This window comes from Pelagovum sp. HNIBRBA483 (assembly GCF_040931995.1).
In the GTDB taxonomy this organism is placed as follows: Bacteria; Pseudomonadota; Alphaproteobacteria; order Rhodobacterales; family Rhodobacteraceae; genus JAEPMR01.
The window spans coordinates 2877309-2892768 of sequence record NZ_CP162412.1; the positions used below are offsets into that span (position 1 = coordinate 2877309).

Here is a 15460-nt window from a genome sequence, read left to right on the forward strand (position 1 = left end):
TGTTCGGGGGAGAGTGTCATGAAAGCCAAAATTGCATTCCAAGGAGAGCTTGGCGCCTACGGTCATCAGGCCTGTGTCGAGGCGCGTCCCGATTTCGAGCCCCTGCCCTGCCCCACTTTCGAAGACGCCATCGAATCTGTCCGCAAAGGGGATGCCGAGCTGGGAATGATCGCGGTGGAGAACTCCACCTACGGTCGCGTCGCTGATGTTCATCATTTGCTGCCGGAAAGTGGCTTGCAAATCGTCGATGAGGCTTTCGTCCGCGTGCATATCAACCTGCTTGGAGTGCCTGGTTCCTCCATCGCCGAAATGAAGCGCGTCCGCAGCATGTCCATTCTGCTTGGGCAATGCCGGAGCTTCTTGCGAGAGCACGGGCTGGATACCATGAACTGGGCGGATAACGCCCGCGCCGCACGCGACATCGCACAATTGGGCGATCCGACCGAAGGTGCATTGGCCAGTGAGCTGGCTGCCGAAACCTACGGCCTCGATGTTCTCGCCCGCCATATCGAAGACGAGAGCAATAACACCACTCGGTTTTTCGTTATGTCGCGCCAGCCAAACCTGACGCGTCGCGGCAACCACGGAATGATCACCAGCTTCATCTTCCGCGTCCGCAATATTCCAGCGGCACTCTATAAAGCGATGGGCGGATTTGCGACCAACGGTGTCAATATGACGAAGCTGGAGAGCTACATGGTCGGTGGTAGCTTCAGCGCGACTCAATTTTACGCCGAAATCGAAGGGCATCCCGACGACCGCAATGTGCAATTGGCGATGGAAGAGCTTGATTATTTCACCGACTCGATCCGGCTGATGGGTGTCTTCCCAGCCTCACCTCGGCGCCATCTCAAGACCTGAAGATACCGACGCGGCTACTAGTTTCCTGCGCGATAGCGCTCTTCGATCTGCTCGGCAAAATCCGCAATCCGCGCTTTGAATTTCTTCGTAAGACTGTTTTTCGACAAACGTAAAGACTGCACCAACACCCGCGCAGCAATACTCTTTGGCTGCATTTCAAGCCCGACCATTACCCGCGTGCGCCCCGGCGAAAGCGAAATCAGTTCAATTGTGGTCGCACCGTCCATTCCATTCGACATCACCTCTGCCTTGAGCCGTTCCGGTGGTTGAAAGTCAGTGAGCTGCGCGCGCCCCTTCCTGAGCTTGCCGCGAAATGTGAACTCGAACTCCCAAGCAGTCCCGACAGCAATATCGCTCATCCGGTCAACGCGGCGGAGCTGCACGCCGCGGCGCATTGCCAAACGTTCGAACGCAGGCACATCGCTCAGTCTTGAGAACACATATGAAATCGGCGCTTCAATATCTTCACGGCTGCTGAATTTCATAACTTTCCCCTGCTCATAGCCCCAGCTTCTAGAATCACCTTAATCGAGTCGATCCGCAAGCCAGTTCCACAGGATGAAATGCGCAATGGCGCCTTTCCTAGCCGGTAACAGCTTGGGGTTTTCAACCGCAAATGCGCGCGCCAGCTCCTCTTTTGATACCCAAATTGCATCCTCGAGTTCTTCGGGATCCACGTTGATCTCTGTAGACAAAGCCTCACCAGCGCATCCGATCATCAAAGAAGCCGGAAACGGCCAAGGCTGGCTTGCAAGGTAGGAAACGCGCCCAACCTGAATGCTGGATTCCTCAAGAACCTCCCGCCTAACCGCTGCCTCAATGGTTTCTCCAGGTTCTACAAATCCAGCCAGCAGGGAATACATGCCCTCCGGCCAACCTGGTGAGCGGCCCAGCAAAACCTTGTTACCATGAGTGATCAGCATAATGACCACTGGATCGGTGCGAGGGAAATGACGCCCGCCACAGCTCGCGCAGTTCCGTTGCCATCCCGCCATCGCCATCTCTGATTGAGCACCGCATTGCGCACAGAAGCGGTGGCTCTTGTGCCAAGATAAAACTGCTTTCGCGGTTGCGGCCAGCTCGGCATCTAGTGGTGACATGTCCACCATCACAGCCCTTAACTCGGCGAAAGTTTCGTTAGGGGGTAAGTCGGGATGACGCTGTTCGGTTGGATCAAGGAATGCACCAAGCGTGCTGTAATCAACGTCCTCCGGTTCCCAATCTGAGATGTCATAGGCAAAGATCGGTACACTTTCTGCCATGCCTAGAAATACCGCGGGAGTGCGAGCTTCGCTCAGAACAGGATGGTTACACTGCAAGCGGCCAACGGTGACAGTCCCGCCATAGCGCTTCACCAGCGGTTTGCCGCGCCAAAGAACAACCGCGCGTGCGGTACCATCATCGGCAAAGCCTTTGAGAACGGAAGGCTCACCGCGCAGATGCGCCGCTCGTTCCAGCCCGCCACCACCAAAAACCACCGTCTCGGAAATCCGCATATCCTGAAAACCCTTCAAGCAAGACAACCCAAGGTTGCATATAGAAAAGACTGTCGCTAGCGTCCCTGTTGGAGGCAGTCCATGACACCCGTTAACAAACAAGCACCACCGACAATAGCGCCTCATGCGACACTGACCATACTCGGAACAACAGACGTGCACGGCCATGTAATGCCGTTCGATTACATCACGAGAACCACAAACGGCTCTTTGGGAATCGTGCATACCGCCGAAATCATCGAAGACATCCGCACAAAACGAGACAACGTGCTGCTCTTTGACAATGGAGACTTCCTGCAAGGCACGCCCCTTTCAGAATTGGCGCTGGAGGATCCGCGACAGCCCCTCGCAGAAAACCCCGTAATCCAGGCACTCAACCTGCTCGACTATGATGCCGTGGCGCTTGGCAACCACGACTTTCTGCTCAAGGAAGTCGCTCCCTCCAGCGTCCCTAACGTGCTCAAGGCACCCCTTCTCTGCGCCAACCTCTGCGGTCCTGATGGCGTGACGCCCCTAATTCAGCCTTGGGTCATTCTTGAGAGAGATATTGTCACCGCGTCTGGTCTTAGCCACCCGATCCAAATCGGCGTCATCGGATTTGCACCTGAAAATTTGGAAAGTTGGGAAACAACGCGCCTACCCGAACAGACCTCGCTAAGAACCGTGATATCCGCGGCAACTGCCGAAATCCCGCGCATGAAATCAGCTGGCGCAGATATAATTATTGCGCTCTGCCATGAGGGTCTTGAAGAAGCCTTCGCCTCCCCCGAAACCCCTTCCACCCCGATGAAACTGGCCGCCATAGACGGCATAGATGCAATTTTTGCAGGCCATGTTCACCAACTCTTCCCAATTGGGAACCGCAGCGCAAACGGCGTAGATTCAACCAACGGAACAATCCTCGGCAAGCCGGCAGCCATGCCCGGGCATCTCGGTAAGCATCTGGGTGTCATCACACTTGAGCTGGACCGTGGCGCCGATGGAACGTGGCGCATCGTGAGCGGCAATGCCTGCCTGATTAACCAAACCAGCTCTCCGACACGTTCGCGCACAGCCCAGAAAATTCTCGACACCACGCAAAAAGCGCATGAAAAAACGCTTTCCGCACTGGATGAAATTGTCACTCAAACCCGTTTTCGGATGCACAGCTACCTATCGCTGGTCGCCCCTGATATCCCACTTCAAATCGTGGCCGACGCTCAGCGGGATCACGCCAGAAGCCTCCTTCAAAGCCGCCCTGACCTTCGGGAACTTCCACTTTTATCAATGGTCACACCCTATCGCGCAGGGGGCTTGGGTGGGGCCGAAAATTATATCGACTTCCCATCAGGACAGCTAACCCGAAGCAATATTTGGGAACTGTACCAATATCCAAACAGCTTGAGTATTCTGGAAGCAACAGCCGATCAAATCAAAGGATGCCTCGCGCGATCCGCCTGTATTTTTTGCGCTGCACCCGCCTCGGGTGACGACTTCCCTCTGCACGATGACAGTGTCCCAAGCTATCATTTCGACGTAATCGATGGGTTGGAGTATGAAATTGATCTCGTCGGAGCAAAACTCGCCCAGATTAATTTTAACGGTCGGCCAGTAGACGAAGTGCAGCGCTTCTTGGTCGTCACCAACAGTTTCCGCGCAGGCGCATTGATCCGCGTAGGCATGAAAGCGCATCTTCACGACAAAACCTTGATCCGCACGATTATTGAACAGGCCCTGAGGTCAGGCCGCGTTACCCCTGGGCAATTGCCGCGAGCGACTTGGCGTCTCATCGCTCCGCCTGGCCATAAACGGGTATTTCGCTCGGCCACACCGGCCAAAATCGGCCCTGCCAAGCTGGACGGTGTCCGTATCGATCCTCTGTCGCTTGAGAGCGACGGCTTCTGGAGATATCGGCTGATCTTTGACTGATCTGACCACGCAGCACACCCTTGCGCCACCGGAACGAACCCCCTATATGCGCTGGCGAGAGGTTGGCGCGGGCGAGCGCCTCGCCAACCCGGTCAGGTCCGGAAGGAAGCAGCCGTAACGAGTCCCGCTTGGGTCGTTGTCCAGCCTCTCACTCTCCTCCCCAATCCACATTTCTGACAGCAGTAAGAGCCCATTCCATCTGGCTGTCTGTTTCGACCGCGCACGGCCGAACATTGCGCAACCGCGCAAGCGCTTTGGGGGCGTCTTCGCCAGACTCAACCAGCAACCGCAGAATGGCCATCCCCGAGCGCCCACACCCGCCCATACAGTGGATCAAAACACTTCCGCCTCGGGCACAAATGGTGCGTATTTCCGATGCGACCTCCGGCCAACGCTGTTCGACGACCTCCCCCGGTGTGCCAAAATCATCGACAGGCAAATGACGCCACGCAATAGCCGCCTTCCTTAACTGTTCCGCAAGCTCCGCCGTCCCGGCAACCTCCATCTCGGGCAAGGTTGTCATCGAAAGCACCAACTCCGCGCCCCATTCCGCAACAACCTCAACATCGTGGGCCAAGTCGCCATTCCGCCCGGGCAGGGGCGAAAGGGCAAGCCAACCCGCGCCAAACTTCACCTTGTGGATTGCAAACGGTGACATATGCTTCCTCTGTGGTGGACCTCACGTCCACACCCGCCTAGTTTGGTGAAGCATTCGAATCTGGGAGCCCCATGACAGATCCTGCGAAACCCGCTTATCAGGTTTTGGCGCGGAAATACCGGCCTGAAACCTTTGCCGATCTCATCGGTCAGGATGCCATGGTGCGCACCTTGCGCAATGCTTTCGAGGCGGATCGTATCGCCCAAGCATTTATCATGACCGGCATTCGCGGAACGGGCAAGACAACCACCGCACGGATCATCGCAAAAGGCATGAATTGCGTCGGTCCCGATGGCAATGGGGGCCCGACGACGGACCCATGCGGCACCTGCGATCAATGCGTCGCCATTATGGAAGGCCGCCATGTCGATGTAATGGAAATGGACGCCGCCTCACGCACCGGCGTGGGTGATATTCGGGAGATCATCGATAGCGTCCATTACCGCGCTGCCTCGGGCCGCTACAAAATCTACATCATCGACGAAGTGCACATGCTCTCCAACAATGCATTCAATGCATTGCTCAAAACGCTCGAAGAGCCACCTGCGCATGTAAAGTTCATCTTTGCGACAACCGAGATCCGCAAAGTGCCCGTCACAGTCCTGTCGCGCTGCCAGCGCTTTGACCTTCGGCGGATCGAGCCTGAAGACATGATCGCGTTAATGCGAAAAATCGCAACTGCTGAACAGGCCGATATTTCAGATGATGCGCTTGCACTGATTACTCGCGCGGCAGAGGGCTCTGTCCGCGATGCCACGTCGCTACTGGATCAGGCGATTTCCCACGGGGCGGGCGAAACGACAGCGGATCAGGTCCGCGCCATGCTCGGCCTTGCCGATCGCGGGCGGGTGCTCGACCTCTTCGATATGGTTTTACGGGGTGATGCCGCAGGCGCGCTCTCCGAGCTTTCTGCGCAATATGCAGATGGTGCAGATCCCATGGCCATTCTCAAGGATTTGGCCGAAATTGCGCATTGGGTGTCGGTCATAAAGATCACGCCCGAAGCCGCGGATGACCCCACCGTAAACCCCGACGAGCGCGCGCGGGGGCAAGCGATGGCGGCCGCGCTGCCGATGCGGGTTCTATCCCGCCTATGGCAAATGCTGCTCAAAGCGCTCGAAGAGGTTGGCCATACGCCCAATGCAATGATGGCCGCCGAAATGGCCATCATCCGGCTCACCCATGTAGCAGATCTCCCCACGCCTGATGAATTGATCCGCAGCTTGAAATCACAAAGCCCACCTCCTCCGAATGGAGGCGGGAGCGGACGGCCCCCTTCAGCGCCGCAAACAGGTGGAAGCACCACGTCGGCCTACGCCTCATCGCCAACCCCAACCCATTCAGGCCCTTCGGGACCATCAGCACAGCTGGCCGTGCAAGAAGCCCCTGACGCGCTTTCCCGCTTTGCCACCTTTGAGCAAGTCGTGGAGCTGATCCGCGCCCACCGCGATGTCAAACTTCTGGTCGAGGTCGAAACGGGCGTCCGACTGGCCCGCTATCAGCCGGGTCGCATTGAATTCCAACCCTCGGACTCCGCGCCTTCCGATCTGGCGCAAAGGCTTGGCGCGCGGTTGCAGGCGTGGACAGGGGCTCGTTGGGCGGTCATTCTTGTCAACGAGGGCGGTGCGCCGACCATTGCCGACGTACGAGACGCCGCCGCACGCGCCTTGCGGGAAGAGGCCGAAACCCACCCGCTGGTTCAATCCATTTTTCGCGCCTTTCCAAAGGCACGGATCACCGATATCCGCACCGAAGAAGACCTCGCCAGCGCAGCGGAGGCCGAAGCGCTCCCCGAGGTTGAAGACGAATGGGATCCATTCGACGAAGACTAGCAAAAGCCACAATCCGGCCTTTCAGCCGATCAGAGGAGATCGATATGTTCAAGGGAATGGGCGGTCTTGGCGACATGGCCAAGATGATGAAAAGCGCGCAAGAAATGCAGCAGAAAATCGCTGACATGCAGGAAGAGATGAGCAATGTCACCGTCACAGGCGAAAGCGGCGCTGGTCTGGTCAAGGCCACCGCAACAGCGAAAGGCACCCTGACAGCGCTCGATATCGACCCTTCCATTTTCCACCCAGACGAAAAGGAAATGGTCGAAGATCTGATCTTGGCGGCGATCAAGGATGCTCAAAGCCGGGCGCAAACCCGCATGCAGGACGAAATGCGCAAACTCACTGAAAGCCTTGGCCTTCCGCCGGGCATGAACCTGCCGTTCTAGGCCGGAATCTGGGTCCGCTGCGGCATGAGCGATGCAACCAAGGATATCGAGCACCTCATCGAACTTCTGGCGAAGCTTCCGGGGCTTGGCCCCCGCTCGGCACGGCGCGCGGTACTGCACCTGATCAAGAAGCGCTCCCTGCACCTGATCCCGCTTGCCGATGCTTTGCACAGGGTCGGCACCTCCGCGCGAGAATGCCTCAACTGCGGAAATATCGGCACGACTGATATTTGTGATATCTGCAACAGCGAAAAGCGCGCAACGGGAGAGTTGTGCATCGTGGAAGATGTCGCCGATCTCTGGGCAATGGAGCGCGCGGGTGTCTTCAAAGGCCGTTATCATGTCCTCGGCGGTACTCTTTCCGCGCTCGACGCTATCGGACCGGAGGAACTGCGCATTCCCAAGCTACTGGACCGCGTCCGCAGCGAAGCCATTTCCGAGGTGATCCTTGCCCTCGGTGCAACGATCGACGGCCAGACAACCGCTCATTACATTGCGGACCAACTGCCTGATGTGACGGTAACGTCGCTGGCGCAAGGTGTGCCTGTTGGCGGTGAGCTGGATTATCTCGATGACGGCACAATCACCGCAGCACTGAAAGCCCGTCGCAGCCTGTGACCCTCAGCCCGGACGACGCGCGCCGACAAATTGCGTGGTGCCTCCAACCGGATACCGACAGCTTTCGACCACTTCAAACCCGCTGGCTCGGAGCAAGTCGACCCACTCTTCGCCCCTCAGATAGTGAACGTGGCGAGGCGCCTTCCCGAACAGCTGCATCACGGGGATCGCAAATCTGATAAACGGATTCATTTCCCTCAGGCAGGCAGTTTTCGAGATAAAGACCCCGCCGGGTCTTAACAGGTGAAATACCGCGCAGAAGGTTTCCGGCGGTTCAGGCACGAGATGGAGAAGATTAAGCGCGACGACCGCATCATAACCGCCCTCCCGTTCCAAATGGGCATCACCAGCGACCCCTCGCGTGAAACGGATGTTGTTGATTCCCGCAGCCAAGCGCTTTTCCTCGGCAATCACCATCATTTCCTCGGAGACATCGCTGCAAAGGATTTCTTTTGCATCCGGCGCAAGTTTCAAAGCGCTTGACCCTGTGCCGCCACCGATCTCAAGCACGGCGCTCTCAGGCGTCAAATAACGCCTGATATGATCGAGCGTCTGCTCCCAGCTCGGAACGTCCGCGACCGGTTGCGCCGCATATTTGCGGGCAATCCGGTCCCAGAACTTGTCGTCTCTATCCATAGATTTCTCCCGCCTGCAGGGCTCGGTTGCGAAGTGGCCGCCTTATGATCCACTCTACGATTATCAGATTGATACCCCAACCGCTGGAAAATAGCAGCGCCTCCGCCAACCCACTCTCAGGCTCACCAAAAATCAACATAATCGGAATGTAATAGAATGGCTGCGTTGCCGCCGAAAAAACCACGGCCATCGCCCGAAGCATCGCGCGACGATGCGCACCCATGCTACCCCGCATAGCGGTACATACACCTTGCGCTATAAAGCCAAGTATCAGGCTCGCGGCGATGATCCGTGCCACGTCCATTGGCCATTGCATCGCAAATTGCCCCGGCACCGCATAGACCATCCATAGCCCTGCCAGCGCGCCACTAATCCCTGCGCCTGCCGCGACCCGCCCAAAAACACGGTGAAGGCGCGGCGTAGGGCGCCGCATCGACGTCGCCAGTTGAAACACCGCCAACAGCGCAAACAGAGACAACCCGCCAGCATGAATTACGAGCACCCAAGGCAAATCGAAATAGCGGGCATTGTCGGGAGTCACCGGACCGCCGCTGATCATTTGGATGATGCGATACATGCTCCCACCTACGGGGATGATCAGGAGCACCACCAATCCGGAAATTAATAATTTGGCTTTCATCGCAAAACTCCAACAGGACGACCGTTGGCACACCCTAACCATACGAAAATCAAATATTAATTGCGAAAATTTCTGCTTAGTTTATGCATTTTTGCATGAATTGGCAGAATATCTCGTTCGACTGGAACCATATCCGCGCCTTTCTCGTGACCGCAGAGGAAGGCTCCTTGTCGGCCGCTGCCCGTGCGCTCAACCTCACCCAACCAACGCTCGGGCGTCAGATAGCCACGTTGGAAGAAACGCTGTCAGTCACGCTGTTTGATCGTGTCGGCCGCAGGCTGGTTCTCACCCCGATCGGGCACGACCTCCTCGCGCATGTCCGCCCGATGGGCGACGCGGCAGGGCGCATCTCCCTCGTGGCGTCGGGTTACGCGCAAAGCGTAGAGGGGACAGTCACAATCACGGCCACCGACCTCATGTCAGCTTATGAACTGCCCACTTTTTTACGCGATCTGCGAGATGTCGCCCCCGGTATCTCGGTCAAGATCATCGCGGAGAACACGATCAGCGACCTCCAGCGACGGGAGGCCGATATCGCCTTGCGCCATGTCCGCCCCGAGCAGCCCGGACTGATAACCAAACGCCTGCCCGATGTCGCGGCACAATTACTGGCCGCACGGAGCTATTTGTCCCGCTTCGCAGTGCACCCGCCAACATTAAAAGACCTTGCCAGCGCTGATTTCATCGGCGTCGGCACAGATGACGAGGGCTTGCTGGCCGCTTATCATGAAATGGGCCTGCCTTTAGACGCCAGCAATTTTCCGTATGGTTCGCAAAGCGCCATCGTTTGCTGGGAAATGTTGCGCGCAGGGCTGGGCATGAGCCTCTTTCCGCTAAGCTTAACTGAAGTTGATCCTGAAGTCGTCCCCGCGGTCCCAACACTGCCGCCGGTGTTCTTTCCAACATGGCTGACCACACATCGAGAACTGCACACGAACCGCCGGATTCGTATCGTTTTCGACCTACTTGCCGAGCACTTCACCACGAAAAAGCCCGGCCGCTGAGCGACCGGGCTTTCCTCATAAGAGTTCAGTGCAGTGCTTACTTACCGTCGTCTTCGTCGTCGCTGTCAGGCAGGTTGAAGAAGCTATCCGCATCGCTGAAATCGCCATCGCTGCCATCGTCGTCCTGATCTTCATCGTCCGAAAGTGTAAACGTTTCCAATCCGGAGATCGCCGTCGGCATCCTCGGCTCCGCCTCCATCTCGAGGCTCTGCTCGGTAGATACCAGCTTGCGGCGTTCGTCGTCGCTCATCACAGTGCCTTCTTTGGCCCGCTTGGCATTGGCCTTCTGTACCGCGGCATCCAGTTCGGATTGCTTGCAAAGCCCCAGTGCCACCGGATCAATCGGCTGGATGTTGGAGATATTCCAGTGGGTCCGCTCGCGGATCGACTGAATGGTCGGCTTGGTCGTTCCAACGAGCTTCGATATCTGCCCGTCCGATAGCTCAGGGTGGAATTTGACAAGCCACAAGATCGAAGCAGGGCGGTCCTGACGCTTCGAAAGCGGCGTATAGCGCGGGCCACGGCGCTTTTCTTCGCCCGCAGCAGCGGGGTTACTCTTCAACTTGAGATTATAGAGCGGGTCAGCTTCGCCCTTTTTGATTTCTTCGGCATCAAGTTGGTTGTTTGCCACGGGGTCAAAGCCCCGCATGCCAGCGGCAACATCGCCATCCGCGATGCCCTGAACTTCCAACTCGTGCATCCCCACAAAATCCGCAACCTGCTTGAAGGTCAGCGTTGTGTTATCCACAAGCCACACAGCGGTCGCTCTCGCCATAATCGGTTTGTCAGCCATCGGTCGTCTCCTTAAACCATGCCTTCCCCATGCCCCGGATCAGGGGGCGGCCACTTGCTGGCCCGTTCTCGTTGTCAGGGAACTCGGGCGCTGTATAGTCTTTCCGATGCGCAGTGGAAAGATCAAAATGCGGACGTTGATTTCAGTGCTGATGCTGCTGGCAGCGTCCATCCCTGCGCGCGGCGACGACATTGCTGGCCGTTTCGATTACTATGTACTTTCGCTGAGCTGGTCCCCAAATTGGTGCGCCCTTGAAGGAGACGCGCGCCGCTCGCCACAATGCGACGAAGACACGGGCTACGGTTGGATTCTGCACGGTCTATGGCCACAATACAACCGCGGCTGGCCTCAAGACTGCGACAGCGACTTTCCCGCGCCTTCAGGCTCGCTCCTGTCCTCCATCACAGATATCATGCCTTCGCGGGCACTCGCGCGGCATCAATGGCAAAAACACGGCACCTGTTATGGCCGTTCGCCCACTGATTATTTTGCAGCGGCACGAGAGGCGTTTGAAGGCATCGCAAAGCCACCCTCGCTGAGACAACATGGCGCAACGATTATGATCTCCGCACTCGAAATTGAGGCCGCCTTCTTAGAGGAAAATCAAACACTTTTCCCAGAGGCACTCACCGTAACCTGCCGAAGGGGCGCAATTCAGGAGGTGCGCATTTGCCTAAATCGAGAGACACTCTCCCCAAGGCGCTGCACAGGCAGCGTCGCACAGGATTGTGTTCTACCTGAAGCCTTATTGGCCCCCGTGCGCTAGCCGCCTGCGACCTCAAGGACGATCTTGCCGATGTGGGCGCTGCTCTCCATCCGTGCGTGGGCGGCATGTGCCTCAGCCAAGGGGAACGCACTGTCCATCACCGGCCTGATCCGCCCGCTGGAAATCTGCGGCCAGACATTTTGTAACAGATCACTTGCGATTGCTGCTTTCGCCGCGTCAGATTGCGGGCGCAATGTGCTCCCGGTCAGGGTCAGCCGCCGCATCATGACTTGTGCAAAATTCATCTCAACCTTTGCGCCTTGCAAAAAAGCGATCTGCACAAGGCGGCCATCATCCGCCAGCGCCTTTACGTTGCGTGGCAGATACGCGCCACCAACCATATCGAGAATCAGGTTCGCACCACCTGCATCGCGCATGATGGCAACAAAATCCTCATCCCGATAATTAATGGCCCGCTCCGCGCCGAGAGTTTCGCACGTCGCACATTTCGCTTCGCTGCCGGCGGTCACAAACACCCGAGCGCCAAAGAAACTGGCCAACTGGATCGCCGTCGTGCCAATGCCCGAGGTGCCGCCATGCACCAGAAAACGCTCACCGGCCTTCAGCCCGCCACGCATGAACACATTTGACCAAACCGTGAAAAACGTCTCTGGCAGGCATGCTGCCTCTTTGAGCGAAACCCCTTCGGGAACCGGCAAACAATGCGCCGCTGAGGTTGCCACGAATTCCGCATAGCCACCGCCGGGCAAGAGCCCGCATACACGGTCACCGACTGCCCACTGCGTCACGCCCGCGCCAATAGCCACGATCTCACCCGCAGCCTCAAGCCCCGGCAGGTCGCTTGCCCCTTTCGGCGGCGCGTATAGACCGGCACGCTGGAGGGCATCGGGCCGGTTCACGCCCGCCCAGCCCACGCGGATGACCACCTCGTCATAACGTGGAACGGGGCGCGGCCGTGTTGTGAGGTGCAAGACCTCTGGCCCTCCCGCCTCTACAATCTCAACCGCTCGCATTGTTGTCATTGATCAGTTGTCCCTGTTTTCGGATCCCAGTATCCAGGGAGGTCAGGATCCCGCGCCGCCGCCTCTGGCGCGCGCACCCGCGAAAGCAGGCTCTCCAGTGGTGCTACAAGCGGCTTCAACGTAGCTGACCCGCGCACCTTGGCCTTAAACTTTTCAAAGTTCATCACATTTTCGATTCGGCGGTCGATAAACGCATTCGTCTCCTCGGCGTTGGCGCTTTCATCCCCGAGCCAGAACAGGACACAAGCACTATAAACCGCCGACAATGTCGCGCGCTTGGAATACCAATTGGCGTCGCGGGACGTGTCACCGAGCGCGTTCCAGATCGCGTCAGCGGTATTCCACATCAGCTTGGCGCCTTCCGCTGCCATATGCGGTGTTGCAAATAGAGTCGCCGCACGGCGTACCACTTCCTTGTCGCCTGCCACCTCAAGCCGGAGGCGGATAGACGTCGCAACACGATCACGAAAGCGCATGTCTGCCATATCGAGCTGCTGCAACCGTGCCACCATCTGCGCATCACCTTCCTGATGCGCCGCGACCGCCAGATCCACAGCCCCGCGCGGGCAAATGGCACGAAAATCAGCCTCGCTCACACCGATCTCGTCGTTGCCAGCGCGCACTGCCGCGTCCGACCAACCATCAAATGGGACATGCGGCAGGACCGCCTCTAACAAGCGTTTCTTTTCCGGCGAGATTTGACTGATCTGCATCATCGACTCCTCAGCTTTCTGCCACTCTAGACAAGCGAGAGGCCCTTTGCTATACGGCGGCCTCCTGCAAATTCTTGCAAATCCAACTTAGAAAGGTGGTGAAAACCACATGCAGGTTAACGTTCGCGATAACAACGTCGATCAGGCGCTCCGTGCCCTGAAGAAAAAGCTCCAGCGTGAGGGTGTCTTCCGTGAGATGAAGCTTCGGCAACATTTCGAGAAGCCGTCCGTCAAAAAGGCGCGTGAGAAGGCCGAGGCCATCCGCCGTCAGCGCAAGCTCGCTCGTAAAAAGGCACAGCGCGAGGGTCTCCTCTAAGGAACCCTTCGAACGCTTCTAAAACGACCCCCGTGGCCCCGCCTCGGGGGTTTGTTTTTAGACGGGGAGCGCAGTCGTCTGCCGCACCGTCCGCAGCCCGAATGACGATTGCATGGTCTGCACGCCGGGCAGCGTCGCCAGATGCCGCCGATGCAACCGCGCAAAATCCTCGGTATCGCGCACCACGACTTTCAGAAGGTAGTCTGCCGTACCCGCCATCAAATGGCATTCCAGAACTTCAGGGATTCGCGCCACCCGTTTCTCGAACGCATCAAGGATCTCGTCCGCCTGCCCGCTCAGAGTGATTTCGACAAAAACAGTGGTGGTCTGTCCCAAGCGCCGCGGGTTGACCAACGCTACATAGCCACTGATGACGCCATCTTTCTCCAGCCGCTGGACACGCCTGTGACAAGCCGATGCAGAAAGGTTCACCCGCTCAGAAAGGTCTGCATTGGACATCCGGCCGTCCTTTTGCAAAACCTCAAGGATTCGTCGATCAATGTGATCAAGCTCCACTTCTTGCAATTTCATCGCGTCCAGTCCTGCATTTTCACAATATTATTCTAATAATATCCTTTTTGATCGCAAAGAAAACTATGCAATTGCGTCCCATTGCTCCGATCCTCGTGCCAATACCGCACCGCTTTGGAGGAGTAAGCAATGCACATCGGTTGCCCCACTGAGATCAAACCCCAAGAATTCCGCGTTGGCATGACGCCGAACGCCGCTCAGGAAGCGGTTGCCCACGGCCATAAAGTCACAATCCAGTCCGGTGCCGGCCTCGGCGCTGGCTTTAGTGACGACGACTACGTCGCTGCTGGTGCCGCCATTGCTGACACCGCCGAAGAAATCTTCGCAACCGCCGACATGATCGTGAAGGTCAAAGAGCCACAGGCCATCGAGCGCAAGATGCTGCGTGAAGGCCAACTGCTGTTCACATACCTACACCTCGCGCCCGATCCGGACCAGACGCATGACCTGATCGATTCCGGCTGCACCGCGATTGCCTACGAAACCGTTACTGATGACCGTGGCGGCCTGCCCCTGCTGGCCCCGATGTCCGAAGTCGCTGGGCGCCTTGCGCCGCAGGTCGGCTCGTGGACACTGCAAAAGGCCAACGGCGGACGCGGCGTTCTTCTCGGCGGCGTGCCGGGTGTTGGCCCCGCAAAGGTGATCGTGATCGGCGGCGGCGTCGTTGGCACCCACGCAGCAAAGATCGCTGCCGGCATGGGCGCAGACGTAACCGTCCTCGACCGCTCGCTGCCGCGTCTGCGCTACCTTGATGATGTTTTCGCTGGCACCTTTAAAACCGGCTATTCCTCCGCTGGTCTGCTCGAAGAACTGCTTCCGCAGGCTGACATGGTCATCGGCGCTGTCCTGATTCCGGGCGCCGCCGCACCAAAGCTGGTCAGCCGCGCACAGCTGGCGCTGATGAAGCCAGGCGCCGCGCTTGTAGATGTCGCTATCGACCAAGGCGGCTGCTTTGAAACCTCCAAAGCAACCACCCATCAGGATCCGGTCTACGAGGTAGATGGCATCATGCACTATTGCGTCGCCAACATGCCCGGCGCCGTGGCCCGCACCTCTACCATCGCGCTCGGTAACGCCACGATGCCATTCATGCTGGCTCTAGCAGACAAAGGCTGGAAGCGCGCATGCGCCGAGGACAAGCACCTGCTGAACGGCCTGAACGTCCATGCTGGTCAGCTGACCTATGCCGCCGTGGGCGAGGCACTGGGCATCGCCACGGTCGATCCGGCTTCCTTGGTCGCCGAAGCAGCACCCCGCGCAGCCTAAAACCTTCCTCCTTGCCCAAGCGCATTGCGTGGGCATCAAAAGACCCGGTC

18 protein-coding genes and 1 other RNA gene are annotated in these 15460 nt (G+C 57.9%); 10 read left to right on the forward strand and 9 right to left on the reverse strand.

The features are described from left to right. Nucleotides 1-18: 18 nt before the first annotated feature. Nucleotides 19-861, forward strand: a complete 843-nt coding sequence (locus AB1E42_RS14110; RefSeq protein ID WP_368344872.1) for a prephenate dehydratase — start codon at nucleotides 19-21, stop codon at nucleotides 859-861. A 17-nt stretch (nucleotides 862-878) separates the two neighbouring features. Here AB1E42_RS14110 and AB1E42_RS14115 read toward each other — a convergent pair whose 3' ends face one another. Both AB1E42_RS14115 and nudC read right to left on the reverse strand, forming a co-directional pair. Then, entirely contained in the window at nucleotides 879-1346 is a 468-nt protein-coding gene (locus AB1E42_RS14115) for an SRPBCC family protein (RefSeq protein WP_368344873.1), read from the reverse strand. A 39-nt stretch (nucleotides 1347-1385) separates the two neighbouring features. Then, on the reverse strand, nucleotides 1386-2357 hold the full coding sequence (gene nudC / locus AB1E42_RS14120; protein WP_368344874.1) for an NAD(+) diphosphatase: 972 nt from the start codon (nucleotides 2355-2357) through the stop codon (nucleotides 1386-1388). Nucleotides 2358-2438: 81 nt separating this feature from the next. On the opposite strand from nudC, the gene AB1E42_RS14125 reads away from it, so the two are divergent. Further along, nucleotides 2439-4265, forward strand: coding sequence for a metallophosphoesterase (locus AB1E42_RS14125; protein ID WP_368344875.1), 1827 nt, complete (start codon nucleotides 2439-2441; stop codon nucleotides 4263-4265). A gap of 56 nt (nucleotides 4266-4321) precedes the next feature. Beyond that, nucleotides 4322-4418: signal recognition particle sRNA small type (gene ffs / locus AB1E42_RS14130), an RNA gene on the forward strand. Here the strand turns inward: ffs and AB1E42_RS14135 are convergent. After that, complete coding sequence (locus AB1E42_RS14135; RefSeq protein ID WP_368344876.1) at nucleotides 4414-4923, reverse strand: dual specificity protein phosphatase family protein; 510 nt, start codon at nucleotides 4921-4923, stop codon at nucleotides 4414-4416. The genes ffs and AB1E42_RS14135 overlap by 5 nt on opposite strands. Nucleotides 4924-4994: 71 nt before the next feature. On the opposite strand from AB1E42_RS14135, the gene AB1E42_RS14140 reads away from it, so the two are divergent. Genes AB1E42_RS14140 through recR form a run of 3 tightly spaced genes read left to right on the forward strand, consistent with a single transcriptional unit; the run spans nucleotide 4995 to nucleotide 7762 of the window. After that, nucleotides 4995-6755 (forward strand): DNA polymerase III subunit gamma/tau, encoded by a 1761-nt coding sequence (locus AB1E42_RS14140; protein ID WP_368344877.1) that lies wholly within the window; start codon nucleotides 4995-4997, stop codon nucleotides 6753-6755. 44 nt (nucleotides 6756-6799) lie between these two features. After that, entirely contained in the window at nucleotides 6800-7144 is a 345-nt protein-coding gene (locus AB1E42_RS14145) for a YbaB/EbfC family nucleoid-associated protein (RefSeq protein ID WP_368344878.1), read from the forward strand. A 24-nt stretch (nucleotides 7145-7168) separates the two neighbouring features. Next, a complete protein-coding gene (gene recR, locus AB1E42_RS14150; RefSeq protein WP_368344879.1) occupies nucleotides 7169-7762 on the forward strand; it encodes a recombination mediator RecR in 594 nt (197 codons plus the stop codon). Nucleotides 7763-7765: 3 nt separating this feature from the next. Here recR and AB1E42_RS14155 read toward each other — a convergent pair whose 3' ends face one another. Together AB1E42_RS14155 and AB1E42_RS14160 are read right to left on the reverse strand one after the other, a co-directional pair. Further along, entirely contained in the window at nucleotides 7766-8398 is a 633-nt protein-coding gene (locus AB1E42_RS14155) for a class I SAM-dependent methyltransferase (RefSeq protein ID WP_368344880.1), read from the reverse strand. Further along, nucleotides 8391-9038: a DUF2306 domain-containing protein gene (locus AB1E42_RS14160; protein ID WP_368344881.1), complete on the reverse strand. Its 648-nt coding sequence runs from the start codon at nucleotides 9036-9038 to the stop codon at nucleotides 8391-8393. Before AB1E42_RS14160 ends, AB1E42_RS14155 begins: the two co-directional genes overlap by 8 nt. A gap of 95 nt (nucleotides 9039-9133) precedes the next feature. Here AB1E42_RS14160 and AB1E42_RS14165 point away from each other — a divergent pair, with 95 nt between their 5' ends. Then, nucleotides 9134-10042 carry a LysR family transcriptional regulator gene (locus AB1E42_RS14165; protein WP_368344882.1) on the forward strand — a complete coding sequence of 303 codons (909 nt, stop codon included), beginning with the start codon at nucleotides 9134-9136 and terminating at the stop codon, nucleotides 10040-10042. A 37-nt stretch (nucleotides 10043-10079) separates the two neighbouring features. On the opposite strand, the gene AB1E42_RS14170 is transcribed toward AB1E42_RS14165, so the two are convergent. Continuing rightward, on the reverse strand, nucleotides 10080-10835 hold the full coding sequence (locus AB1E42_RS14170; protein WP_368344883.1) for a DUF1013 domain-containing protein: 756 nt from the start codon (nucleotides 10833-10835) through the stop codon (nucleotides 10080-10082). 127 nt (nucleotides 10836-10962) lie between these two features. Here AB1E42_RS14170 and AB1E42_RS14175 point away from each other — a divergent pair, with 127 nt between their 5' ends. Then, complete coding sequence (locus AB1E42_RS14175) at nucleotides 10963-11601, forward strand: ribonuclease T (RefSeq protein WP_368344884.1); 639 nt, start codon at nucleotides 10963-10965, stop codon at nucleotides 11599-11601. On the opposite strand, the gene AB1E42_RS14180 is transcribed toward AB1E42_RS14175, so the two are convergent. Both AB1E42_RS14180 and AB1E42_RS14185 read right to left on the reverse strand, forming a co-directional pair. Then, nucleotides 11598-12584: an NAD(P)H-quinone oxidoreductase gene (locus AB1E42_RS14180; RefSeq protein ID WP_368344885.1), complete on the reverse strand. Its 987-nt coding sequence runs from the start codon at nucleotides 12582-12584 to the stop codon at nucleotides 11598-11600. The two genes, AB1E42_RS14175 and AB1E42_RS14180, sit on opposite strands and share 4 nt — an antisense overlap. Beyond that, nucleotides 12581-13297, reverse strand: a complete 717-nt coding sequence (locus AB1E42_RS14185; RefSeq protein WP_368344886.1) for a COQ9 family protein — start codon at nucleotides 13295-13297, stop codon at nucleotides 12581-12583. Before AB1E42_RS14185 ends, AB1E42_RS14180 begins: the two co-directional genes overlap by 4 nt. Before the next feature lie 109 nt (nucleotides 13298-13406). On the opposite strand from AB1E42_RS14185, the gene rpsU reads away from it, so the two are divergent. After that, on the forward strand, nucleotides 13407-13613 hold the full coding sequence (gene rpsU, locus AB1E42_RS14190) for a 30S ribosomal protein S21 (RefSeq protein ID WP_368344887.1): 207 nt from the start codon (nucleotides 13407-13409) through the stop codon (nucleotides 13611-13613). A gap of 57 nt (nucleotides 13614-13670) precedes the next feature. Here rpsU and AB1E42_RS14195 read toward each other — a convergent pair whose 3' ends face one another. Then, a complete protein-coding gene (locus AB1E42_RS14195) occupies nucleotides 13671-14129 on the reverse strand; it encodes an Lrp/AsnC family transcriptional regulator (protein ID WP_368346440.1) in 459 nt (152 codons plus the stop codon). A 144-nt stretch (nucleotides 14130-14273) separates the two neighbouring features. Between AB1E42_RS14195 and ald the strand changes: the two genes are divergently transcribed. After that, complete coding sequence (gene ald / locus AB1E42_RS14200) at nucleotides 14274-15410, forward strand: alanine dehydrogenase (protein ID WP_368344888.1); 1137 nt, start codon at nucleotides 14274-14276, stop codon at nucleotides 15408-15410. The last annotated feature ends 50 nt before the right edge of the window (nucleotides 15411-15460 follow it).